The sequence below is a fragment of the Streptomyces sp. enrichment culture genome, assembly GCF_964272895.1.
Taxonomy (GTDB): Bacteria; Actinomycetota; Actinomycetes; order Streptomycetales; family Streptomycetaceae; genus Streptomyces.
Map to the genome: position 1 here is coordinate 15,038 of NZ_OZ186832.1, position 23,330 is coordinate 38,367.

18 protein-coding genes and 4 pseudogenes are annotated in these 23,330 nt (G+C 68.9%); 10 read left to right on the top strand and 12 right to left on the bottom strand.

Features of this window, described 5'->3' with window-relative positions; all coding sequences use genetic code 11:
- Positions 1-641: 641 nt before the first annotated feature.
- From ACSU6M_RS00050 to ACSU6M_RS00065, 4 genes are all read left to right on the top strand, one after another.
- Positions 642-3,704: an FG-GAP-like repeat-containing protein gene (locus tag ACSU6M_RS00050; protein ID WP_437065885.1), complete on the top strand. Its 3,063-nt coding sequence runs from the start codon at positions 642-644 to the stop codon at positions 3,702-3,704.
- A 183-nt stretch (positions 3,705-3,887) separates the two neighbouring features.
- On the top strand, positions 3,888-4,643 hold the full coding sequence (locus tag ACSU6M_RS00055) for a calcium-binding protein (protein ID WP_437065887.1): 756 nt from the start codon (positions 3,888-3,890) through the stop codon (positions 4,641-4,643).
- Positions 4,644-4,814: 171 nt separating this feature from the next.
- Complete coding sequence (locus ACSU6M_RS00060; protein WP_437065888.1) at positions 4,815-5,873, top strand: helix-turn-helix domain-containing protein; 1,059 nt, start codon at positions 4,815-4,817, stop codon at positions 5,871-5,873.
- A 196-nt stretch (positions 5,874-6,069) separates the two neighbouring features.
- A complete protein-coding gene (locus ACSU6M_RS00065) occupies positions 6,070-7,002 on the top strand; it encodes a hypothetical protein (protein WP_437065889.1) in 933 nt (310 codons plus the stop codon).
- Between the two features lie 362 nt (positions 7,003-7,364).
- On the opposite strand, the gene ACSU6M_RS00070 is transcribed toward ACSU6M_RS00065, so the two are convergent.
- The 5 genes and pseudogenes from ACSU6M_RS00070 to ACSU6M_RS00090 all read right to left on the bottom strand — a co-directional run bounded on the left by ACSU6M_RS00070 (position 7,365) and on the right by ACSU6M_RS00090 (position 12,309).
- Positions 7,365-8,051 (bottom strand): GNAT family N-acetyltransferase, encoded by a 687-nt coding sequence (locus tag ACSU6M_RS00070; RefSeq protein WP_437065891.1) that lies wholly within the window; start codon positions 8,049-8,051, stop codon positions 7,365-7,367.
- 1,486 nt (positions 8,052-9,537) lie between these two features.
- Positions 9,538-10,002: pseudogene (locus ACSU6M_RS00075) on the bottom strand (hypothetical protein); the annotation flags it as partial.
- A gap of 424 nt (positions 10,003-10,426) precedes the next feature.
- Entirely contained in the window at positions 10,427-10,867 is a 441-nt protein-coding gene (locus ACSU6M_RS00080) for a transposase (RefSeq protein WP_437065893.1), read from the bottom strand.
- Positions 10,868-11,240: 373 nt separating this feature from the next.
- Positions 11,241-11,351: pseudogene (locus ACSU6M_RS00085) on the bottom strand (hypothetical protein); the annotation flags it as partial.
- A 232-nt stretch (positions 11,352-11,583) separates the two neighbouring features.
- Positions 11,584-12,309 carry a hypothetical protein gene (locus ACSU6M_RS00090; protein WP_437065895.1) on the bottom strand — a complete coding sequence of 242 codons (726 nt, stop codon included), beginning with the start codon at positions 12,307-12,309 and terminating at the stop codon, positions 11,584-11,586.
- Between the two features lie 504 nt (positions 12,310-12,813).
- Between ACSU6M_RS00090 and ACSU6M_RS00095 the strand changes: the two genes are divergently transcribed.
- The 3 genes and pseudogenes from ACSU6M_RS00095 (at position 12,814) to proS (ending at position 15,207) form a co-directional block, all read left to right on the top strand.
- Positions 12,814-13,065, top strand: coding sequence for a discoidin domain-containing protein (locus ACSU6M_RS00095; RefSeq protein WP_437074934.1), 252 nt, complete (start codon positions 12,814-12,816; stop codon positions 13,063-13,065).
- 234 nt (positions 13,066-13,299) lie between these two features.
- Positions 13,300-13,641 (top strand): annotated as a pseudogene (locus tag ACSU6M_RS00100) (hypothetical protein); the annotation flags it as partial.
- Positions 13,642-13,794: 153 nt separating this feature from the next.
- Positions 13,795-15,207 carry a proline--tRNA ligase gene (gene proS / locus ACSU6M_RS00105; protein WP_437065897.1) on the top strand — a complete coding sequence of 471 codons (1,413 nt, stop codon included), beginning with the start codon at positions 13,795-13,797 and terminating at the stop codon, positions 15,205-15,207.
- Positions 15,208-15,904: 697 nt separating this feature from the next.
- Here proS and ACSU6M_RS00110 read toward each other — a convergent pair.
- From ACSU6M_RS00110 to ACSU6M_RS00135, 6 genes are all read right to left on the bottom strand, one after another.
- Positions 15,905-16,666, bottom strand: a complete 762-nt coding sequence (locus tag ACSU6M_RS00110; RefSeq protein WP_437065898.1) for a maleylpyruvate isomerase family mycothiol-dependent enzyme — start codon at positions 16,664-16,666, stop codon at positions 15,905-15,907.
- A gap of 100 nt (positions 16,667-16,766) precedes the next feature.
- On the bottom strand, positions 16,767-17,177 hold the full coding sequence (locus ACSU6M_RS00115; RefSeq protein ID WP_437065900.1) for a peptidase inhibitor: 411 nt from the start codon (positions 17,175-17,177) through the stop codon (positions 16,767-16,769).
- A gap of 278 nt (positions 17,178-17,455) precedes the next feature.
- A complete protein-coding gene (locus ACSU6M_RS00120; RefSeq protein ID WP_437065902.1) occupies positions 17,456-17,926 on the bottom strand; it encodes a protein kilB in 471 nt (156 codons plus the stop codon).
- A 93-nt stretch (positions 17,927-18,019) separates the two neighbouring features.
- Positions 18,020-18,220, bottom strand: a complete 201-nt coding sequence (locus ACSU6M_RS00125) for a hypothetical protein (protein ID WP_437065904.1) — start codon at positions 18,218-18,220, stop codon at positions 18,020-18,022.
- Positions 18,221-18,392: 172 nt separating this feature from the next.
- On the bottom strand, positions 18,393-18,884 hold the full coding sequence (locus ACSU6M_RS00130; protein WP_437065906.1) for a hypothetical protein: 492 nt from the start codon (positions 18,882-18,884) through the stop codon (positions 18,393-18,395).
- Positions 18,885-19,121: 237 nt separating this feature from the next.
- Entirely contained in the window at positions 19,122-19,700 is a 579-nt protein-coding gene (locus ACSU6M_RS00135) for a GNAT family N-acetyltransferase (RefSeq protein ID WP_437074935.1), read from the bottom strand.
- 655 nt (positions 19,701-20,355) lie between these two features.
- Here ACSU6M_RS00135 and ACSU6M_RS00140 point away from each other — a divergent pair.
- Complete coding sequence (locus ACSU6M_RS00140) at positions 20,356-21,279, top strand: squalene/phytoene synthase family protein (protein ID WP_437065908.1); 924 nt, start codon at positions 20,356-20,358, stop codon at positions 21,277-21,279.
- A gap of 214 nt (positions 21,280-21,493) precedes the next feature.
- On the opposite strand, the gene ACSU6M_RS00145 is transcribed toward ACSU6M_RS00140, so the two are convergent.
- Positions 21,494-22,159 carry a hypothetical protein gene (locus tag ACSU6M_RS00145; protein WP_437065910.1) on the bottom strand — a complete coding sequence of 222 codons (666 nt, stop codon included), beginning with the start codon at positions 22,157-22,159 and terminating at the stop codon, positions 21,494-21,496.
- 221 nt (positions 22,160-22,380) lie between these two features.
- Here ACSU6M_RS00145 and ACSU6M_RS00150 point away from each other — a divergent pair, with 221 nt between their 5' ends.
- Entirely contained in the window at positions 22,381-22,587 is a 207-nt protein-coding gene (locus ACSU6M_RS00150; protein WP_437065912.1) for a hypothetical protein, read from the top strand.
- A 32-nt stretch (positions 22,588-22,619) separates the two neighbouring features.
- Positions 22,620-23,049 (top strand): annotated as a pseudogene (locus tag ACSU6M_RS00155) (IS630 family transposase); the annotation flags it as partial.
- Positions 23,050-23,330 lie beyond the last annotated feature (281 nt).

The window sequence follows — 23,330 nt, forward strand, 5'->3', positions numbered from 1 at the left end:
AAGGCCCCAGTGGATGCCACCGGCTCCGGCCGGCGGGCCCCCTGTGACACCGACCGGTTGCCGCAGGCCCGTAGCAAGCCGAAACCCGGCATCGATCCGGTAGCCGCAGCACACGGGACCAGGCCGCAGGTGGACCAGCGGGCTGCGCTGCCCTGCAGCGCCGGACCCCGGCACCTTGGCTGGACAGACCCTCCGCTCTCCCTCCGGTCGTTCCGACCGGTCATGGCGTCAGCACCCATCGGTGCACTCACGGGCCCTACGCCCGGCGCCCACGCATGGACGCCAGCCAGAAGCAGCCCGCGCCATGCCGCCTTGAGCGCACCGTCAAAAAGAACCGGCGTTCGTCTCAACACAGCGCGCTCCTCGCCGGTGTGTGTCTGTCCGGCAACACCCAAACGACAGAGGGAACGTACAAAGAAACCGGAACCAGGGCGTCTGTTGGCGAAACGGTGTGACCAGAAACCCCTTGCTCCGGGACCCGCGTACGGGCTGTAAGATCACCTGACTTTCGATGAGGCGGACGCGATCGGCCGGGGGCTGGCGACACCCAATGCGGTGCGTGTTCTGTCTCGTGTCCTTGGGGAGGGGTCCTGTTGGCTCGTCATGCCCGTGCACACCTGCGTGCGGCTGCCGCTGTGGCCGTGGCGCTGTCCTTGACGGTCGGCCCGGTCGCCTGGGAGGCGTCCGCTGAGACCGGAACGTTCGGCGAGACCATCATTCCAGCGACGTTGCGTGTCACGCCGGGCTACGGCTCCGTGGCAAGCGTCGGACCCTCCGGGTTCCTGCACTACGCCACCACCACCGGCGGTCCCTCAAGCCTGCAGTGGACCGGAGTCGACGGATCGACCCGCAAGCTCGAGGGCACGCACCCGATGAATCCCCTGGAGTACCACGGGGCGGCGTCGGACGTCGTGGCCCTGCGTCCGGCCGGCAGCCGCGACGTCGTGCTGCGGAACATGGTCACCGACGAGACCGCCACCGTCACGGTTGCGGCCGGGCAGACCTACGACAGGACCGTCGGGACCACCGTGGTGACCAAGGGCGGGGCCACGGCCGAGGGGCAGTGGACCGAGTTCCACCTGCTCAACAGCGACAACGGGACCACCATCGACCGCCGGGTGACAGGGCTTCCCGAAGACTCCTCCATCATCGCCGTGGGGCGGGCAGGTCTTCAGGGATTCCTCGCCGTGCTGAAGAGGCCCGGGCAGGACGCCGGCCTGACCGTATGGGTCAACCTGGACACCGCGCAGGCCACGCTGCTGCCCGGCGGCACGAGTTTCACGAACACCGTGGTGACGGCCCGGCACCTGGTCCTCCCCCAGCCGGGCGGCGTGCAGATCTACGAGCAGGCCCGGCTCGACACACCCGTGCGCGAGGTGCAGATCAACCTGACCGACGCCAAGGTTGTCGGTGTCGTCGGCGACTCGCTGATCGTCGCCCGCTACGACCCCTCACTCGGCTCCAGGACGCACGGGGCGTCGATCTGGAGAATCGTGGCCGCTCCCTTTGACGGATCGGGCGAGCGTACGCTGCTCGCCCGGGCGGTGGCGGACCGCGTTGCCGTGCGGCCGGACGGCGGAGTGCAGCTCGTCGGCGGACAGTCGGCCGAGGACTACGGCTACCAGGCCGTCACCGCCGCCGCGGACGGCGTGCCGCGGGCGACCAGAGTCCTGCGCATCGCTCCCGTCCCGATGCAGATTCGGCAGCTGACACTCGATCACGGCACGGTCCGCAGCCTGGAGAGCGGTGACGGAGCCACCCTGCCCTACGCCCGGCCGCTCACCACGGCCGTACCCGGCTACGGTGCGCGAGTGCGGGCCGGCAGCCTGCCTGAGCTGTATGACACCTGCAACCCCTACGAGCTGTCATGCCCCGAGCTGTTCCCCACGGGGGACGGCCGAACCGTGTACCGCGCAGCGGTGATCGGAGACAGTGGGCTGGAGCCCGAGCTGTTCGTCGTAGGAAACGGCGAGGTCTTTCCCGGCACCCCGCGGGAGACGGGGCTGCAGGACTCCTTCGACGACGTCCGTCCCCAGATGAGGATTCTGGGGGCGTCCGGGAACCTGGTGCTGGTCGCCGGGACACCGGCGGGCGGCAGTGAGGAACTGCGGGTCATCGACATCGACACCGGCAAGGTCCTGCACACCGAGCCCTACCGCACGAGCGCGCTGTGGGGCACCACCTTGTTCACCTCCGCCCCCGGCGGCACGGTGACCGCGAAGGACGCGCGCACCGGCGCCCCGCTCACCTCTTTCGCGGCGGGCACCGGGTGCACCAACATGTTCGAGCTGCAGGGGGTGGGCCGGTGGCTGTACTGGAAGTGCAACACCAGCACGGCCGACACCGCAGGCGTGTACGACCTGCACACCAAGAAGAACATCCGGCTTGCGTCGGCCGGGCAGGCGTTCCTGGGAGACGGTCTCGTCGCCGTCCGCAGCGGGCAGGCGCTGGCCGTGTACGGGCTGGGCACGGGGACGGCCGTGCGGCAATGGTGGACCGATGCGGCGGGGCTGGTGGCGATCGACCCCCGTGACGGTGGCCTCGCCTACACCACCGCCGGCCAGGCCGTCCACGTCCTGCACACCGGCCGGCCCGCAGCGGCCCTCATCTCCCCGTACAAGAGCGTCACCACCCGCACGGAGACGGACTCCACGCCGCTGTCCTGGCGCGGTGAGTGGTGGTTGTCCGAACCGGCCGCCTCCTGGAAGGTGGAGCTGCGGCACAAGGGCACCGGGCGGTTGGTGGCCACCCGCAGCGGCGGAGCAGCGCAGTACTCGATCGCGGCGAAGTGGGACGGCCGCGATGCCCGCGGCGGACTGCTTCCGAACGGCTCGTATACCTGGACACTGACCGCCCAGCCCGCGGACGGGCAGGGCGCACCCCTGGTGCAGTCCGGCACCGTGCGTCTGACCGGCGGCACAGCCGTGTGGCGCGACCACATCGGCGCCTCGTCGCTGCCCGACGGCATCGGCGACCTGCTGACGGTGAACTCCGCCGGAACGCTGACCTTCCACCGGGGCGACGGGGCCGGGAAGTTCTCCGGGACCGTGTCCTCGACCGGATGGCCCGCATCGGCCCGCGCGATTCCGATCGGCGACCTGAACAACGACCGCTGCGCCGACGTCCTCGTCCGGCCCGGCGACGGCAGTCTGCGGCTGTACAAGCCCGCCTGCGGCACCGTAGCGAAGGCGACGACGCCGTACACGGCGCTGGGCACCGGATGGAACCAGTACGACGTGCTCACCTCACCCGCAGACGTCACAGGCGACGGCCTGCCGGATCTGATCGCCCGCAACGCCTCGACCGGCACGGTGTACCTGTACAAGGGCACCAGAACCGGCAAGCTCGCGGCGCGCGTGAAACTCGCCGACAACTGGACGATCTACAAGAAGATCGTCGGCGCCGGCGACCTCAACGGCGACGGCATCGGCGACCTGCTCGTGCAGGACAAGTACAACAACCACTACCGGTACACCGGCAGGGGCAACGGCACCTTCACCGCCCGCGTGAAACTGGCCGCCGGCTGGGGCAGCACGTACGACACGGTCGTCGGCGTCGGGGACATCACCGGTGACGGCAAGGCCGACCTCGTCGCCCGCGACACCAGCGGAAACCTCCACCGGCACGCCGGTGCGGGGACCGGGACCTTCAACCGGGCAGTGAGAATCGGCACCGGCTGGCAGACCTACAAAGCGCTGTCCTGAGCCGAACCACCGTCCGGCCGCCGCCTCGGCCGTTGCCCCGGTGAACCCCACCGGGGCAACGGCCCGCACATCCAAGAGGTGATCAAAAGGACGTGTGACGCCAAGCAATAGAATCCGCCCGCCGCATCGATCCTCCCTGATCGCGCAGTTCAGGGACCGGCGTTCCACCTGGGGGTTTCACACATGGGCAAGCGTGCCGCCGCAACCGGCGTCGCCTCACTCACGGTTCTGTGCCTGAGCGCATCGACGGCCACAGCGGAAACCCGACAGGGCGACACGCAGATCCTGGCCGCCCCCGTCAACGGCGGCCGCCCTCTCGTGATCGCGGCTCCCACGCAAACCTCCTTCACCGCCACCGTCACCGCCACCGACCCCGCCGGCATCGACTACATCGACGCCTGGTTGTACCGAGGACCTGCCACCGCACCCACAGGCGGCTTGGGAGCCGCAGACAAGCCCCCGTGCACCGCCTTCGACGCAACCGCCACGCGGTGCACCTTCGAGTTCTTCATGGACGAGAACTGGTTCCAGAATGCCGACGCCGGCACCTGGCGCCTCTACGTCAACGCCGTCGCACTCGACGGCGACTACCACCGCAAGTCAGCAGCGTCCCTCAGCCTGCTGCGCGATTCCAACGTGACGGCCAACGCCGCCCCCGAACCCGTCACCAAGGGAAAGCCGATCACCGTCACCGGCGCCCTCAGCCGCGTCAGCTGGAACGACTCCCGGTACTACCGCTACGCGGGCCAGCCCGTACGCCTGCAGTTCCGCACCCCCACCGGCACCTACACCACCGTCAAAACCGTCACCGCCAGCTCCACCGGCTACCTCAAGACCACCGTCACCGCCACCCGTGACGGCTACTGGCGCTACAGCTACCCCGGCAACACCACGACCGGCCCCGCCAACGCCCCCGGCGACTACATCGACGTCCGGTAAAGCGCCAGGGCCTTCTCAGCCCACGTGCAGCCGTGCGGCGGGCAGCGACATCCTCAAGCCACGGGACGGCCGGGCGAGTACTGCAGCACCCGGTGCCGCCAGGCAGCGCACAGGCACCGCCAGACGACCGCGGACAGGCCGGACACCGGACAGTTCGACCAGGCCCTGCGGGTGAAACTGCGGCAGACCGAGCAGGCGGCCCGGGACATCCTCGACGCCCTCGACGCGCCGGAGGCTGCCGTGTCCGAACCCCTGCAGCAGATGGTCCGCCTGCAGGTCTTCGCCGAAGACCTCACTGCGAACATGGTGGCCAGAACCAAGCAGCGCGGCGCCTCCTGGGAACAGATCGGAGCGCTGCTCGGCATGAGCAAGGACACCGCACGTAAGAAGTTCTCTCTGCCGATGCGCCGATCCGCTCCGCGAACGGCCATGCCCACGGCGTTCCCGCCCGCCCGAGCCGGCCAGGCCCCGAGAGGGTGCGCTGGGGCCGACAGCAGCGGCGACGGCACGGACCGCTCCTCACCCGCGCCGGTGTCGGCCGCCGTGCCGGGCGTCCTGGCCTCCACCGCAGGGCCCGGAGACCTGGCCTCCGTCCTCAGCAGCCTCCAGCGGGCCTCCGGGCTCAGCCTGCGCGCTCTGGCAGGCCGCAGCAACCTGTCCCCCAGCTTCCTGTCCCGGACGATGTCCGGGGAACGCTTCCCCGCGTGGAAGAACGTCGCCGCTCTCGCCCGGGCCTGCGGCGCCGACCCCGAGGTCCTGCGCAAGGTCTGGGAAGCGGCCAACGCCCGCCGCGACACCCAGCCCAGCCCCCTGTCGCTCGCCTCCGCACTGCGCTACCTGCACCTGCGCGCCGGCAGCCCGACCCCGTGGGCCATCTCCGTCACCAGCGGCCACGACCTCGACCAGGACCACGTGGCCGAACTCCTCGACGGAACCGTCTACGGCCCGTGGGAGGACATCGAGCGTCTCGTCCGTGTCCTCGACGGCGAACCCTCCTTCTCCCTGCCCTTATGGGAAGCCGAAACCGCCGCCGCACCAGACCCCTCCCCCGCCTCCCCGCCCCAACCCACCAAACCCCCCGCCCGGGAAGAAACCCCACCCCCGGCCACCCGCGTCGAAGAACTCCTCACCGCCTTCAGAGAAGCACTCGGCCCCCCGCGCCTGGGCGCACCAGCCCGCCGCTACCTCGCCACCCCCATACCCAGCGCCACCCACTGGAGCCCCCGCTGACACACCCCCAGACCAGCCGCAGCCCGCAGGGCACAGCGGACGGTGGCGAGACCCCTGCGCCCTCCGGCCTGGCCGGCACGTTGCCGGGCACGCCACGGTGGAACATCCGGGTGATCCCGGCCGACGCGCAGCGCACCCCTGGGCGACGACACTAGCGCCCCGGTTCCGGGGCGCGGCAGCAAGAAGACCGGGCCGGATGGACCCGGCCACGTTGTTGACGTCAGGCCACCCGATCGCCGTATCGATGCAAGCGGCTCTCATGGCCGATGAAGAGGGCATGGTCGACTACACATGCTGGATTGAAGTGCGGCTTTCCCCGGCCGAGCCGTGGCGCCGCTATGACGTTGTCTCCTCCGGGAGTGAGTGCCGCGGGGTCTACGAATACGACGAGTGGCCCTTCACGCCGGTGGAGCTGGCGCAGCAGGAACTGTCGTATAACGTGCCGGAGATCATTTGCGACCAGGCAGGCTTGAAGGACTTCCCGGTACGGGCCAGGGTGTGGGAGGGAACGGATACCGAAGCCGACCCAGTCGTCGTGCTGCTGGCAACGGCGGCCGACAAGGCACCGGGCTGGCTGCGAGCGGCAAGTGCCGCTGTGCGCAAGGCCGAGGCACAGCGGACGAATGCCTGGTGCGAGCTGCGGGAAGCGGCAGTGCGCGGGCTGTCGGCGGGCATGTCGGAGCAGACGATCATGTGGCGGTCCAAAGGTCTGCTGGATGAAGCAGCACTGAGTGCAGCGCGGGAGGCTTCCTACGTCCGTCGTCAGGTGGGAGTGCTGGCTCGGTGCGCCCTGGCCTCAGGGGATCAGGAGCGCGTTACGGTCCGGCTGAGCGAGGCGGGCGTGGCCGTCACCGTCTCCTTGTCCTCGCCTGCCGGCCTCGACCCGGATGAACTCTCACACGAACACGACGAGGGTTGGCGGGGAGAGCTGGCGCGCGAGCGTCTGGCCAGCGACCAGGCCTGCGCTCGCAGGTTCCTGGAGAGTCTGGCGCCCCGGTTCCAGGCGGTCACCGAAAGCGGTGAACCGGCCGAACCCGCTTCGATGGTCCCCGGCGCCTACCAGTACGCGCCTGTGACCGTCCGCCCGCTCGCAGTCCCCGCCACGGCACCGAGGGTCGCCTTGCCGTAAGCGTGGGACAGGGGAAGCGGTGCTGCCCGTCGCCGTCGATGTACAGGGGAGCCGTTAGACGCGGACCGCGCCGCGATCCACACTCCGCCGCGGGGCCTGTCAGCCGCCGCGCTCGCCGCCCAGCCCCTCACCCCACGCGGCGCCTCGGCCTGGACACCGGAACAAGGCGTACGCCAAACACCAAGGCGCCGAGAGTCCCTTGTCGCGGTCACCGAAAATGTCAACCAGGCCAAGGGCGACAGGGACCGAGCCGAGTGGCTGCCGCCCGCTGCGCGCTCCCGTTGGCTCCCCAGTGACGGGGGCCGCGCGATTCCCGGGCGTGGTGCGACCGCCGACGGACACCGTCCCTGCACCATCAGCTCTCAAGGACTGACTGCGGGCTCGGCTTTCGTGTGCAGAAGCGCACGGGCCTGTGGGTGGACTCTGGAGGATCTCACTGTCACGTATGTGCCCGCTCCCATCCGGGCGCGGCGCAGCGATACCCCAAGTCCTTTCAGGGCGAGTTGGTAGCCGTCGTTACCGTCGTCGCACCGAAGATCAAAGCCTGGCAGTGATGCCCAGAATGGCTCCTGTTGCGCCGCGATCAGGTAGCCGCGCCTGCGGTACCAGCGCATCACCTCATAGTCACCGCGGGCGACCTTCGCCATCACAACCCGGCATCCCCGGCTCTCGAGCCACCGCTCCGCCTCGCCCAACACGGCGGTGCCAATGCCCCGTCCTCGCACATCGGCGTCCACCGCAAGCAGGTCGATCTCCGCGATCATGCGAGCGAGCACGCTCTGCGCGGCCCTCCCCTGGGCCGCGTGGTGGCGCATCAGCCGGCCTGGAGGAACCACATACGCCAGGCCGCACGCTCGGCCGCCTGCCTCCCGCTCGGCCACCACTGCTCGCGCCCGCCCGAAAGGCTTCACGGAGAACTCGCCGCCGAAGCGGGAGACGATCGCCCCGAGAGTCTCATCCTGTGACTGCGCCAAGGACGATCGCTCCCCCATGGCAATGTCGGACAGCCGGTCGAGATCATTACTGTCTTCACGGCTGGCAGTTCTCACACCCAACGCTGAAGGCCCTTCCTACTGCATCTCACTCAGGACCTCGTCCGCATCAGCGGAGGATCTGCCGCATTCAACGACGCCCGCCCCGTTCCGAAACGGACACACATTCCGGTGGCGGAGAGCACCAGGCATAGGGGGCTGCGTACGTGGAGTCAGTCCACGGTGGCTTGGGCCATCAAGTCCATGGTGTGCACGTCGACGGCGAGGTCCAGCTTGACCATTGAGGCCACCGCCTGGCGGCGGCCTCCCAGGGCGTACCAGTGTGCGGTCGGTGGGGACGGCCTCCGCACCTTTGCCGGTCTCCCCGACCAGGCGGCCCGCCTTCCAGGACTGACCAGTCGATCAGCGTCATACGATCCCCCACCCCCGTGATTACGGTTTCCCACCGGGACGCTGACCGCGGGTGGTGCAGCTGACCGCACTCGAACTGGCGGCGGTCCGCATCCAGCGGGGCACCGGCCGGTCCATCTCAGCCTGGCGGTTCACGAATCCTGCATGGCCCGCGCCGTCGAACCCCCGTAACACTGTCCAGCATCGAAGTCCGCTGTGACACAGCTATGCCCGGAACGATCCGCCAAGTCGGCTGCGTGAATCTCCGCAACGGGCCGTGGTCACAACTGGTTGACCCAACTACCTGCACAAATGTACGAGTCGCCACAGGTCAAAGGTCGGGTAAGGAAGTCGGACAGCCGGAGCCGACGCCGGGCACTATTGATGGAAGGCATACTTTTTGGTCCTCTTGTGAATCAGAGATCGTTGAACCGATTGAGAACACGTCCGGGCATCGATACAAGCGCACCGCCCACCGACAAATTCCGTGTACAGACGCCCTCAACAACGAGCGCGACACTAATGTCGAGGGCGTCCGCCTCGCCGAAGCAGGTCCCCGAAATCGTGCGGGGCTTCCTCCAACTGGATCGTGCCATTTGCACACCGGCACCGTTCCGAGCTAGTTCGTGCCCGCACTTGCCGCCCCGCTGTGCGTACGGATAGGAACGCCCCTTGATCTGAATCCGCAGGGCACGGCCCTTCGTCCCGGCCACCATGCATGTCCGAGAGGACGGCGGGATCCCAGTCGACACGAAACTCGCCGCGGGCAAACAGCGGCCGTCGAAGGTACCGGAGCCCGAGATACGTGGTGAGTGGGAAGCTCTCACCGCTCACCGCCACCTCGCAGTACTCCGATGGATAGTCGCTGTGCTCCGTGGGAAAGGCCAGTTGGATTCCACCGAGCCCGTTCACCTGCCCTACCCACGACAAGACCTCCCCACGGCCCCCGTTGACGGACGCAACGCGTTGCAGCTCGAAGGTGACCCCACTCATATTCCTGACGCCTCTCGTTCCTCCGCCGACCAGCTGGAAATGCGCGGCCGGGCGGTCGTGAACCGGTAGGCGGATCCGACCCTTCCGACACGCCAGGCCATCGTAAAGGGCAGGTAGTCGAACTCGGCCCATACAGGTGGCCCGAGCCCTTTCTCACTGCTCATCGGTTGATGGCCTGGATTTCCTGCACGGTGACGGCCAGGTCGTTACCGAACGTGCCGTCGGGCAGGTCGCCGCCGGCGCCGCCGGTGCCGGTCCAGGTGATGTCCCAGGTGATGGTGGCTTTGAGGGTGAAGGTGCCGTTGCCGGAGGAGCGGAGGTAGCGCAGGCCGCAAGGTGGGGTCCGGTCGGCCTTGCCCTTGGCGTAGGGCTCGCCGATGGAGTCGGCGGCGTTCAGGGCGCATTCGCCCGAGGGCGGGTACGTCTCGGCGTCGGGGGTGCCGGGTTCCAGCTTGAGGGCGGCGGGCTTGGCGGTCGTCGTGGCCTCGACGTTGAAGCCGGCGACGCTGAGGGAGGCGGTGGCCTGGACCTCGTCGAAGACGGCCTTGTCGAGCCAGGCCCAGGTCGGGAGGTTCACCGTGGTGGTGTCCTCCGGGGCGAGGCTGACCTTGGCGTCAGGGAGTGCATGTGCTGGCAGGCTCAGCCGCCCGAGACCAGATCACCTTGCCTCGGATGTCGGTACGCGCATTTTGATGGCCTCATCCGCCGGCCGCGTGCCGACGTACAGCCAGCCCAGGAGCTGTTCGTCGTCGTCGATGCCGAGGTATTTGCGGACCGTGGTGCCTGGACTGCGCCGCCGGTGCGCCAGATCGACGCAAAGCCGTGGCCGTGCAGGAGCGGCGACAAGGTGGTGACCATGCCGGCGGTTGCGGCCAGTTGCTCCCACTCGGGGGCCTTCGGGTGGTTGAGTACGGGCCGGTGCACGATCGTCAGAAGTAGGGTCGCGCGCAAGGGCTTGCTGGCGGCGCGGCGGGCCTGTTCCGGTATGGCGGCGGCTTCTGCAAGCGCGTCGCCGAGCCGGCCCCGCTCGTTGCGCTCACCGCGACCAGTCACCAGGGGCGAAGCCGCCCGCGGCGGGTCGTACTGCGCCGGGTGAGGACCACATCCAGGACCCGACTGCCAGCAGCGGTCGACGTCCGCCGGGTCCGGCACCGGTGCGCGACCACCAGAGCCAGACTGGCCGGTTCACCCCACCTCTGGGCAGCTTCTCGAGCGCCAGCCGGATCACGGTGCCCCTCGATCACCGGCAGCGGTCCGTCGTGCTCCAGCCAGGCCACCACCCGCTCGACGCCCCAGGTGGCGGGGTCACCCAAGACGAACTCGCCACCGTGCTTGGGCGACCGGCCACCGGCCGGGTTGGCGGCGGCGAACTCCACGCGGCTGGGCGCCGGGCGGCGCATGCCCCGGTCCGAGCGGAGCCGGCCGAGGACCTGCACCGGCAGGTCGCCGAGCAGGTGCGCGATCCGCGGGGCGTCGTAACCGGCGTCCATCACTACCAGGATCTACGGATCACCGGCCTTCCACTGCCCGGCACCGGTCAACCGGACTGCCGTGCCGCGAGGGGAGGCAGTGACGGACGCGATGTCGGCGCCGGGCTCCAGCCGCACCGCGTCGAGCACCGCCGATCACGACGTCCGCCCGGTCTCCAGCACGACCACGGACGAGTAGGGCCAAGCCGGGATCATCTGGTGCTTGGCGTCGCCACGGCCGAAGGTGTGGCAGAACGAGTGTGGCAGAACGAGCGGTCCGAGCACGTCTACGCGTCCGGCCGCAGCCACGGCGAGACGTCCACCCCCAGCACCAGGGTCCGTCTGCGGCCCTCGGCAGCGGCAGGCCGGCCAGATCCGACCGCAGCCGCTCGACGTCCACCCGGCCGCGGTTCAACGCACCGTACTGGGCTCCGTGCCCGCGCCGGTGCTCGGGCGCCAGCGCCAGGCCCGCCAGCGTCCTGGCGGGCCCGTGGCTGCACAGCACCGCGTCCGTGAGCTCGAACAGTGCGTCGCGCCGCCCGGTCAGGCAATCGTAGAAGACCCCCGGAACCGTGACAGTTCCGCAAGCGGATCGTCCAGCACGCCCTGTTCCACCACGCTCACCAGCACTGTCTTCGCGTCGGGTCCTGTACCTCCTGGAGGTCCAGAATCATGCGGGGGCTGGTCCGCTGTCCTGGAAAACCCCATGCGGGTGACCTGCGCTCGCCGCCGGACCGCTACTGCGGCAGGCAAGGATCCCCGATCGTCGGCTTTCTCCGATCGCCCTCGGGGGTGAAGGTCAACGATCCGCGGAACGAGCCGCCGCCGAAACGCACTGCGAGGAGCAACGGTTGCGCATGCCCGGGCGGCCACGTTTCGGCCCCCGGCTCGCTGCCGTTCCATAGGTGGAAGACCACCGTCGGCTGCTGCGGATCCTCCGAGAGATAGCCGAGCGTCTTCCCGTACAGAGGATTGCTCCCTCCGAACAGCACAGAGGGAGGGCCGAACTCCGCCGTCACGTCGGCCCAGGTACGGTCAACTGCGGCCCACCCCCGGACTCGGCTTGTGAGGGCCTCGTACTCCTCAGCTGTGAGAACCCGATCGGGCTTGAGCCAGCCGCGCCGGTGCGCGAACTCCGCGTATACCGAGGCCACTTCGCAGCAGTCAGCCTGCGCCGGGAAGACATCCTGGAATGCCCCGCTGGGGCCGATGGGGGTCCAGAGCCCCTGCTCTTCCCAATTCTGCTTCAGCTGGTTCCACGCCTCGGGCTGGTGCTCGATGAACAGCAGGTGGTCAATCAGGCTCCGGAAAGCCACCTCGCCCCCGTACATCCCGGGCCGGCGCAGGACGAGGTTGAGCTGATCAATGAGGTGATCGTAGATCTCTTCAGCAGCGGCAAGCGGAGTAGGAAGCGTCACGCACACAGTCTTCCGCATGATGATCACCACGATCACCTGTGCCACTGACAAAGACGAGTGGATAAAGCACAAGCTGAACGGCCTGCAATGTGGGGGACACCGCCCGCGCGGCAGCGCACTGTGCCCACTGGGTGACTCTGGCCCTCGGCACGCATCAGTACGCAGGGAGGGACCACAGCCTCCGCTGGGGAAGGATGGCGAGAGCGACTACGGGGCGTCGTTCGGCTGACGATCGATACCGAGACCGAATACCTCCAAGCAGGCGGTTGCTGCTCCAGGTCGCCTACGGCCTGCGCCCAGCCGTCCCTCGCGGCTGGCCTGGCGCCCCGGTGGTGAACGCGTTCGCGGGACCGCAGGACCTGAGCGACGAAGATATTGGGGACGGTTGGAGCGACCGGATGCTGTTCGAGATGGTCGCATCGCTGATGCCAGGGGCGCTCTTCTGCGCCGGATCGCTGAAGTGGGCGGGACCGCTTCGTACGACGACGTGCAGCGGCGCCGGGCGCCGAGACCCTGCTCTCCCAGGGCAGACCGGCCACCGCCTCCTCCATCCAGGGCGCCGGCTACGAGCCCGGCAAGGCCGTCGACGGGCAGACCGCCACCCGCTGGGCCTCCGCCGAGGGCAGCGACCCCCAGTGGCTCGCCGTCGACCTCGGCACCACCGCCGCGCTCTCCCGCGTCCGGCTCGACTGGGAGGCCGCCTACGCCTCCGCCTACAAGATCCAGTCCTCCACCGACGGAACGTCCTGGACCGACCTCACCCCACCGTCCACAGCGGCGACGGCGGCAGCGATGAACTGACCGTGAGCGGCAACGCCCGCTACGTGCGGATGTACGGCACCCAGCGGAGCACCCCGTACGGCTACTCGCTCTACGAGTTCAAGGTCTACGGCACCACAGGCGCCTCCCCCTCGCCGACCCCCACTCCGACACCGACACCGACACCAACGGCACCGGACAGCTGGCAGACAGGCATCGCGTACGCCATGGGACCAGGTCACCTACGCCGGAACCGGCTGCCGCTGCCTCCAGGCCCACACCTCACAGACAGGCTGGGAACCGCCCAACACCCCCGCCCTCTGGGAACGCTCACCTGACCCAGCACCGGGGGAGCCCGGTCCGTCCGGCGTGCCACCTGTGCCGTGCCGACCCGCTCCCCGGCCACGCCACCGGCCCGCGTCCCCGCACCCGTACAACGCGAAAGGCAGTCATGGACCTCACCAGACGGACCCTTCTCGGCACCGCCCTCGGCGTCGCGGCGGGCACAGCTGTGGCCGGCCAGCACCACATCGGCGGCCGCGGTGGGCACGCGAACCCCCACTCTGTGGGAGGAGTTCATCGCCAACCCGTACGCCCACCCGCAGATCCCTTACATAGCACGCGCCGGCTTCCACTCCGGCCACCTCGCCTTTCCCAGTCCGCCCGTGCGCGCCGATGTCCTGCGTAACGGTGCCCGGCCCGATGGCTCTGGCGGCGGCCCGCACGTAATCGGGTCGCGCCTTGGTGGAGCCACGTCCTACTCTGCGCGTCATGGCAAAAGCACCCGTTCTCACACCGCAGGCGGACGACTTCCCCCGCTGGTACCAGGACCTGGTCAGCAAGGCCGAACTGGCCGACAACGGGCCGGTGCGCGGCACCATGGTCATCCGACCGTACGGATACGGCCTGTGGGAGCGGATGCAGCAGGAGATGGACGCCCGGATCAAGGCGGCCGGCGCACAGAACGCGTACTTTCCGCTCTTCATCCCGCAGTCGTACCTGACGAAGGAGGCCGAGCACGTCGAGGGCTTCGCGCCCGAACTGGCCGTCGTCACTCATGGCGGCGGCAAGGAGCTGGAGGAGCCCATCGTCGTCCGCCCCACGTCGGAGACGATCGTCAACGACTACTTCTCCAAGTGGGTGCAGAGCTACCGCGACCTTCCGCTGTTGATCAACCAGTGGGCGAACGTGGTCCGCTGGGAGCTGAGGCCGCGCGTGTTCCTTCGTACGACGGAATTCCTGTGGCAGGAAGGCCACACGGCACACGCCACCTACGAGGACGCCCGGGACTACGCCGCACGCATCCACCAGGAGGTGTACGCCGACTTCCTGGAGAACGTCCTCGCCATGGATGCCGTACCGGGTCGCAAGACGGTCAGGGAGCGGTTCGCCGGCGCGATCAACACGCTCACCCTGGAAGGCATGATGGGCGACGGCAAGGCCCTCCAGCTGACCACAAGCCACGAACTGGGCCAGAACTTCGCCAAGGCGTTCGAGACGCGTTACCTGTCGAAGGACGGCCGTGAGGAATACGTCTGGCAGACGTCCTGGGGTTCCACGACCCGGATGGTCGGCGCACTGGTGATGATGCACGGCGACGATGACGGCCTTCGCATCCCGCCGCGTCTGGCCCCGGTTCAGGTGGTCGTCGTGGCCGTCAAGGGCGACGACGCGGTCCTGGACACGGTCCGCGGGATCGCTGACCGGCTGAAGGCGGCTGGTCTCCGCGTACACGTCGATGACCGCACCGACACGCCGTTCGGCCGCCGGGCGGTCGACTGGGAGCTCAAGGGAGTGCCGGTACGTATCGAGGTCGGGCCACGTGACGTGGAGAACGGGACTGCCGTGCTGGTCCGCCGCGTAGCGGGAAGCAAGGAGCCGACGCCGATCGGGGCACTGCCCGAGATCCTGCCCACGGTACTGGAGGACGACCAGGCGCTATTGCTGGCGCAGTCCCGTAAGCGTCGCCACGACCGCACCGTCGAGGTGACCACGGTCGAGGAGGCTGCGGAGGCGGCGAGCACCGGCTGGGCGCGCATTGCCTGGGAAACGCTGGGCGTGGAGGGTGAGGCCAAGCTCGCCGAACAGGGCGTCACCGTGCGGTGCCTGGTCGCCGCAGACGGTTCGGTTCCCGAGAGCGACGACCAGCCCGGCAACATCGCCGTCGTGGCACGCGCCTACTGACCCTGCCGAGATCGATGCTGCTGCTCCACCTGGTCACCGTGGGCGGACCGGGCGGCCTCACGGCACGGATCGCTGCGCCTTGCGCAGCCCACGGCGCAGCGATCCGCTGGTCTCTCCCGCTTCCTCCCGTTGTGCGGCGAGTTTTGAGGCAGAGAAGGTCAGGTCGTCGGAGAGGGCGGCCTGACCCGGCTCGACGGCGCGGACGGCACCGGAGACGACTGCTGCATCGCCGGAGTGGTTACCCGCAGAGGGGTCTTCATCTGGCAGACCTGCGAGAGGTCCAGCGCCACTCAGGGTCAGTTGGTGAAGTACAGGTACTTCCATGCGCCGTACGTTGTGTCGAGCACTGCACCTTGCTCGATGACAAGTTGACGCCCGAGGAGTGCCAGAAGGATGCGACGCGGATCACCCTCGCCCTCGGCTCGTGTCTGGCTTTCCGCGCCCACGCACCCGTGTGAGAGGCCGGGTGACACGGGCACATCTTCGTGGGTGTAGCAGGCGGGCTGAAGGACGACGTCAAGGTTAGAGACATCGTGGTTGCCACCAAGGTCTCACCACGACTTGTCGGATAGAGCCAATCGCCCCCTGCGTCACCCGTCTCCTGAGTCGGCATGGGGCGCCTGCTTACCAGGCAGTGGCGTGTCTGGGATCTGACTCGGGGGGGAGGTCCGCCAGCCCTCGGCGCTCCGAGACATGGCTACTCCTCGGGCTCCCAGGCGATCAGCTGCTCGAACACCTGCTGGTCGCCCTCGACCTTCAGGTCGCTCAGGGTGAGGCGGCCCCAGACGAAGAGGAGCAGTTGCTCGGCCGTGCCCGTGGCTGAAGCGGAGGCGGGCGCGGCGTCGTGTGTGAGGGGTGCGGGCCAGGCGCCGGTGGCGTCCAGTGAGAGGAGCCAGGAGCGGCCCTCGGTGGCGTGGTAGTGGATGGTGGCGGGCTCGTGCGGCCAGGCCGCCGGGGTGGAGTTGCAGGTGTCGAGGAACTCGGCCACGCCGTCGAGCGCGACATCGGCCGGCATCGGCTGCACGGCTCCTGCGGCGAGCTGGGCGTCGTAGGTGTGCACCAGCACCTCGTGCACCCGGCGCCGGGCAACGCCCCAGGCGTTCGCCGGTGAGACGCCGGCGCGCCACCATGTCCAGCACTCGCGTTCCGGGCCGGCCTCGCGCAGCGCGCTCAGCAGCAGTTCGTTCGACTCGTCGTACCAGGCCAGCAGCGCCTCCAGCTCGCGCGGCACCTGCGCGGTGTCCTTGGCCGGCGGGGCCTCGGCCGGGCCGGCGGCAACGATCGCGGCCCACCAGCGCTGGCCCGTACCCAGGTGCTGCACCAGATCGAACAGCGTCCACTCCGGGCAGGACGGCACGGGCGCGTCGAGGCTGGGCGCGGCCTCAACCGCACTACGGAACGCGGCCGAACGCTCGTCGATCAGTTGCAGCAGGGCGGAATACTCAAGAGTCTCTGTCACATCGCTTGCCTATCACCCCGGCTCAGCCGACCGCACCTTACTTTCCGGGCCCCTCACTGATGGTCGTGTGGCGGTGCGGCGGCATGGCGGTGTGGCGGTGTCAGACCTCTTCGAGCACCGGCGGCCAGTACGGTCCGGCGCCGCCCGTGCACATCAGGTTCGCCTCGTCCAGGGCCTGCGAGGTGTTGCTGCTGGAGCCTCCGGGACGGGTGGTACCGATCAGGTAGGCGGTCGTCTGCGTCGCCTTCCAGTAGTCCACCTTCACCGGCAGGTTGTTGTCGTAGGACCAGATGCTGTAGAGGCCGGGACCCAGGTCGTAGTCCGCCAGTCTGAAGCAGCGGTCGGTCCTCCCCGTCTCGAACATCATGGTCCGGTACAGCGTGCTTCGGTACAGACACAGCTTTCCGGCGTCGCACGACTCCGCGGCCGATGCCTGTGGTGCGGCGGCCAGGGAGCCGAGGACCACGGCGCCCGTGGCAAGAAGAGCCGAGATGTTCCTGCTAGAACGCATACTCATCCTCCGTTTACTGACTTATTGGCTGACCGCCATCGGACCCGCACCCCGGCGGCACAGGCATCGGGCGGCTCCCGGCCAGAGTCTTGCCGCTGGGTGATCATCCTTTCCACGGTGGGAAAGTGCAGATAATTCGGGCCGCCCTGGCTGGTGCCCGGGCTCAGCCCGAGTGGACAGGGCCGTGGGGCGTGCCGCCGCCGCTCACAGGGAGCGCCCTCGCCAAGGGCAACCCGCGAGGGCTGCAAGGGGGTACCGGCCTGCAGGTCCCCTTTTACTCAGCGGTTGTCTGGGCTCAGCAGCGCGGCGGCCGCGGAGACGAACGCCGTGGCCGCTTCCTTGGCCGCATGCCGGCGGGCGTCCAGATCGGTGCGGTCGCTGGCCTTGCGGAGCGCGTATGTGGCGTCTGCGGCCTGCTGAGCGGGGCCGGCCAGGTCGGGGATCAGGACCTGAAGGCGGATGTGCGGCGCGGTGACGGCCGCCCGGGTCTCGTGGGACCTGGTCTGGGCCTCCATCTGGTGCTCGGTGCCCGCCGCGGACAGGGCCAGGCGTTCGCGGTGGAAAATCGCCGAGCGGTGCGCGTCCAGGGCGGCCGCGAAGTCGGTGACGGCGGCGAGTTGGTCCTGGCGGTGGTTGTCGGCGCGTTCCTCGGCGCGTGCGGTGCGGGCTGAGCGGTGTTGGAGGAGGCCGGCGGTGAGGGCGCCTGCGAGGGTGCCGAGTACGGCCACGATCGACGGCCATATGGACATCTGGGGATCTCCAGTCGGGTGGGCGGCGGGTAGGGTCGCGGGCGGGCCGGCGTCCGAAGCCAGGTCCGGTGGTTGCGGACGCCTTCTGTGTTCTTACCGGGTGAGGGCGGACGCCGGGACGGCGGTGCCGTCGTCCAGGAGCACCGAGCCGTGCGCGGCCACGGCGTGCCTGCGTTCGTGGCGGTACTTGAGGGCTGAGCCGGTGGCGTGGAGGAGCGCGGCCAGGGCGTCGGCGAATGAGCCGTCGGGGCGCGGGACGATGTGGATGCAGGCGGTGCCGGTTTCGTCGTGCACGTGGACGCTCTCGGCCTGCTGTGTCCGGGGCTGCTCGGCCAACGGGCTGAAGGCGCGTAGGCGGTGGGCGAGTTCGGCGGCCGTGTGAGCGCGCGGCTTGGGTTTCAGCGGCCGGTCGCCGTTGAGGTGGCTGCCTCTTGAGCGTTATCGCCTTTGTGTGGAATCGGCGATGTCAAGCTGTGTACGTGTGCATCACGTCGAGGTAGTGACGGTCTCGGTGAGGCACGTGGTTGTCCCGGCCCGGGAGGCTGAAGACGGCGTAGACGTCAGCGGGCCGGGTGAGGATGCTGGACTGCTGGCCGAAGGTGAGGGTGTCGTTGACGTGATGCTCACAGCCTGCGGTGTCGAGGGCCGTGATCAGTTCCTCACGGAGTACAGCGGCCTCAAACGACTCTGACTCGGGCAGGACGAGAGCGGGCAGCTTTGCTGTCGAACCGGGCCAGAGATGGATCCAGATACCGCTGACCGCCCGCCTGGTGACGTCCAGCCTGAGTCCGCCCCAGGAGTACGGGTAGCCGTCGATGTCGGGCCCCTTCAGGACGTGGGCCGGGTGCGGCCGCCCCGGACCGAGGAGTTCCTCGGCCTCGGCCAGGGGCATTCCACAGTGGAGCGGACCGATCCGGCCGGTTCGCGCAAAGTCGACGAGCACGTTCATCAAGGTCACGGCAGTGACTGTCTCACTCCCCCGGACCGGTACGCACACCGATTTCATCGCGGTGCGGAGCCCGGCCCACCCTGTCGGACGTGGACGAGCGGCAGAAGCCGTGCCCTGGTGGTGCCTTTGGCAGTCACCCTGCCTGCGGGCACCGGCCGCACGCTGATGAGCGCGGCGCACCATGGAGTCGACGCTCGGGTCCCACCTGATCGCAGTCCATCGCCTCGGCCAGGGACTGGCACCGGGTTAAGGTTCCCGTGCCACGTGCCGTTCCGCTGCCATCGGCGCGACAGGTCGTAGACGGGGGGACCGCAGGCCGAGCCACTGCTCGGCATCCCAGGCATGGAACCGCTCTACCTCAGTGAACCCCAGCTTTGCCGCGAGGCGCATCGAGCCGACGTTGGCGGTCTGGGTGTGGAGTACGACCGGGTCGCCGGGAAGGACGCCATCGAACCAGTCGAGTGCTGCCGCGCATGCCTCGGTGGCATACCCGAATCCCCACGCTCGCGGCAGGAACAGGTAGCCGAGATCGATCTCCCCCGCAGCAGCCGGGCGACCGTGCCCCGGTACTCTCCTGAACAGGATCTGGCCGATCATCGCCCCGCCGAGATCGACGACGAAACTGCCGGGCCACCGTTCGGGCACCTCGGGCATCTCGCGCTCAAGCTCGTCACGCGGGCGGGGCCCGCCGAGGTAGGTGTGCACCTCTGGCGACGCCAGCAGCTCGATGAACGCCGCACGGTCCCGGGCCTCGGGCTCACGGAGCAGGAGCCTCTCGGTCCTTATCGGCGCAGGTGGCCAGGCGGCCGGTCCAAGATCAGACATGTCAGCCACCCAATCAGCAGGCTCGGCGGCAATCAAGACTCGCGGGAATAGCGCCGGTTTCATTGAACTCCTCGGCGATGACGGCCATATGGTGCCGGTCACCTTCACCTCCGGCCCCATGAGGCGGGTTGTTCCGCCCGCTTGTCTCGAACAGGGGGGCCGGAGGTGAGTCGGTAGCGCGGGAGTCGTGACACTGGGACTGATGAGCAGTCACCTCGGCATGGCGCAGGCGGCGAGCGGGCCGGAGACGACTACGTGGATCTCACTGACCTGGGGTATGGCCACGGCCGCCACGTCTGCTGGCGAGCAGCCCGCACCTGCCGTGCCAGCTTGGACTCCGCGCGGCGCTCGAGGCGGCTCTCAGCAAACCGGAGCTGGAAAATCCGGAAGGCCCGGAAGTTCGGGAACTCACGGACACCATGCTCTCCCTGCCGACGAAGCACCGCCGCCATATCCTTCCGCTCATCAAGGACACGCTCGGTCTTGTCCGGCCGAGAGGCGGTCCTGCCTGGCGGGTCCGCACCTGGTCATACTTCGTCGGCGCGGGCTGCGAGCTGGCGACTCGCGTGAGTGCTCGAACGACGACGCGAGGAGGCCCGGATCCTCGACCTCCGCGTCAGCGGGGGGCGAGCTGCCGCTGGCCTACGATCAGCCCATGACCGCATGGAATCGCTGCCTGGAGTCTGCGGGGATCCAAGGACCGGAGTTACGCAGTGCCTACGACGCCCAGCGCAGAGCGGTGAGGCGGTTCCGCCCAGCCTCGTACGTGGCGGCGCGAGTCCTGCTGCCGCCCGCCGTGCTGCCCCACGTTGTGGCCGCTACCGCCTTCATGCATCAGGGGGACAACCTTCTGGACACCGGGTCGGCGTCGCAGCGAGTCACGGCATGGGAGAAGTGGGAACAGCGGGTCCGCACGGCACTGGAGACCGAAGAGTGCGATGACCCACTGATCCTGGCACTGTGTCACACGATCAGTGCCTATCCGCGGCTCCGAGAAGTCGTGGAGGAGTATCTGGCCACTGCCACGGCCGAGTTGGAATTCTCCGGCTTCACCTCCGAGACCGACTACCAGGTCTACTTGGATTCCTATTCGCTGCCCGCCTTCATGCTGGTCGGCACCTTGCTCGGCCCGCACAACGACGACGGCAGGTTCCGCAGTGCCTGCCGGACGCTCATCGACGGCAGCCAGCGACTCGACTTCCTCAACGACCTCGCCGAGGACCTGCGGGAAGGGCGGATGGGCATCCCGGAAGAAGCACTGAAACGCTTCTCGCTGACCGTGGACGACCTCGCTGCAGGCCACGAATCGCCGGAGCTCGAAGAACTGGTGGCCGATCAGGTCCAGACAGCGCGCAGATCCCTGCTGGCTGCCAGGGAAGTGACCCACGTGGCCGCCGTCCCCGGCCAGGCCCTGCTGCGAGCAGTGGTCGAGATCGAACTGCTCACCGCAGATGCAGCCCTCGCCCGCGGTGCCCGACTGCTGCGCGGCCCGGCCAAACCCCCACTGTGGGGCACACTGCGGACACTGCTGAGGGCCCGCCGGAGGGCGGGGCGCCACAGCGCCCCCTCCGCCCGTTAAGGACGGGGCTCACACCAGTTCCGAGCAAGACCTGAATTCTCAGCCTTGACTCGTCGGAAGGGCTGGCGGCCGATCCCTACGCTTCGAGATGTCGAGTCACGAAGTGCAAGACAACGGGCGTTGCGTATCCGTCTGTCCGTCGATGCGCTCGCAGGCGAGGCGTTGGACGTGTTGTCGAGCTCTTTCGGGCCGGGTCCTACAAAAGGCTCTACGCTCACACCCATGCGCTCTTCGAGCTCACCGACTCGGTGCTGTTCGCGAATGGCTCGTGAACGCGCTGGTCGACCCTACGGGCCGATGGTGGGCGCAAAACGCAGGGCAAGGCTGGATGCGCGGCGCACAGTACCGCGGGGGACTTCGGATGTGCCTGCCGCCAGGACCGACTCAGCCGCGCCCTGCTGCAGTGGCCGGGCCGGTGATGCGGCTGCGCTCGGACCCATACGCTTCTCGGGCCGCCGGTGATCTGGTCGGCCCCGTGGCCGATCAAGGATGCGGCTTCACTGTCGTCGGTGGGCAGGGCTGCCAGGAGGACGGGCATGTCGATCTGTGCGAGTAGTGCGGAAACGTGCACCACTTGAGCCGTGGCAAGGGTGGTGGGTGGGGGCCCGAAGGGGCCGACGGCGTGCGGGTGGGTGGTGAGGAAGCGCAGGTCGAGAGCGGTGTCGCCGCTGGTCGCCTGGCGGAGGGCGTCGAGATGGACGTCGTCGAGCCCGGCCGGCTCACCGGCGCCTATCAGCAGGGTCGACGCCCAGTCCAGGTCCAGCACGTCCGGCGGCGGCGGATCCCAGTGAGGGTCGCCGTCGGGGGACGCGCTGGCGGACTGGCGGCAGGCGGCGAGATACTCCGCCGGGATCCGGGCGAGCTGCTGGGTAACGGCCATGACGGCAGTATCCCGATGGCGTCCACCGAATTCTCAGCTACCTTCCTGGAGGATGATCCCGCTTCTCGGTGGGTTGTTCGCCGCCTGTCGGGGCGGTAACTCGGGCCGTTGATGATGGCCCGGCGGCTGGTATTGATCAGCCGGTCGAGGAGGGGGATTCCCGCTGACGAGGTTGGGGAAGCGGGAGCACCAGTCGCTAATGCCGCGTCAAGCACCTTGTCGTGGGTCGGCTGAACAGGGACGAGGCCGATCGCTGGGCGGCCAGGTGGGTGATGGAGGACGGGATCGTCTGGGACGACCTCTCCTGGTGGGCGCTGAACCGCCTCTACGGAATCGATCTCCCTGCGGGCGAGAGCGGCGGCTACCTGCACGACGACGAACAGGTGCGGACATGGCTTGCTGAGCTGAGGAAGCGCCGAGCGATGTGAAGCGGCCGCAGCCCCGTCCCAGAGCCCGGTTGCTGTCAGGATGTGCGCGTGGCCGAACGGGTCTAGGTACGGGGATCGAGGGCCGAAGACTTCTGCGGATCATCCGCAGGGGCACGGGATCGGTGGTGGCCTGGCGGCGAGCCCAAAGAGCAGTGCTTTCCGCGCAGGGCGTGCCCGTGCCGAAGATCATCGAGGTGGCATTCACCAGCGCGGGCCGCCCGTCCGGGACGTGATCCACAACTTTGACGCCGACGGCTTCGAGGCGCTCTATCCCGAGTGCAGGGCGGCCGACCCGGAGCCTTGGTGGTCGACGACATCAGCCACGAGGGCCTACGGATCCTGCTCCGCGAGGAGGGTGTCTCCTTTCAACGCATAGAGATCTGGAAGACCTCCCTCGACCCCGGACTACGCGGCCAGCAGGCCCGCGTCGAGCACTTCTACGCGATCACCGACGGTGAGGTCAGGGTCTGGCGCCCACCCCCGCCATGCCGGCGCGGGCTGGCGGCGGCCCCAGCGACCGCGCACCCGCCGCCGCATCGGCCGGAGCGGCGAGCAGCGAGCGGCGAGCAGCGAGCAGCGAGCAGCGAGCTTCGGACCTTCCCGGTGGCCCACCCCGCTGATCCCGTCTCCGGCCCATGGGCCGCGCGCGAGGTCCGCTGCCTGTGCATTCGGCGTGTGGGCTACCTGGCGCAGCCGCGGAGGCTGCGCGTACCTCGGTGAGGTGACCTTGGGAGGGGTCGGCT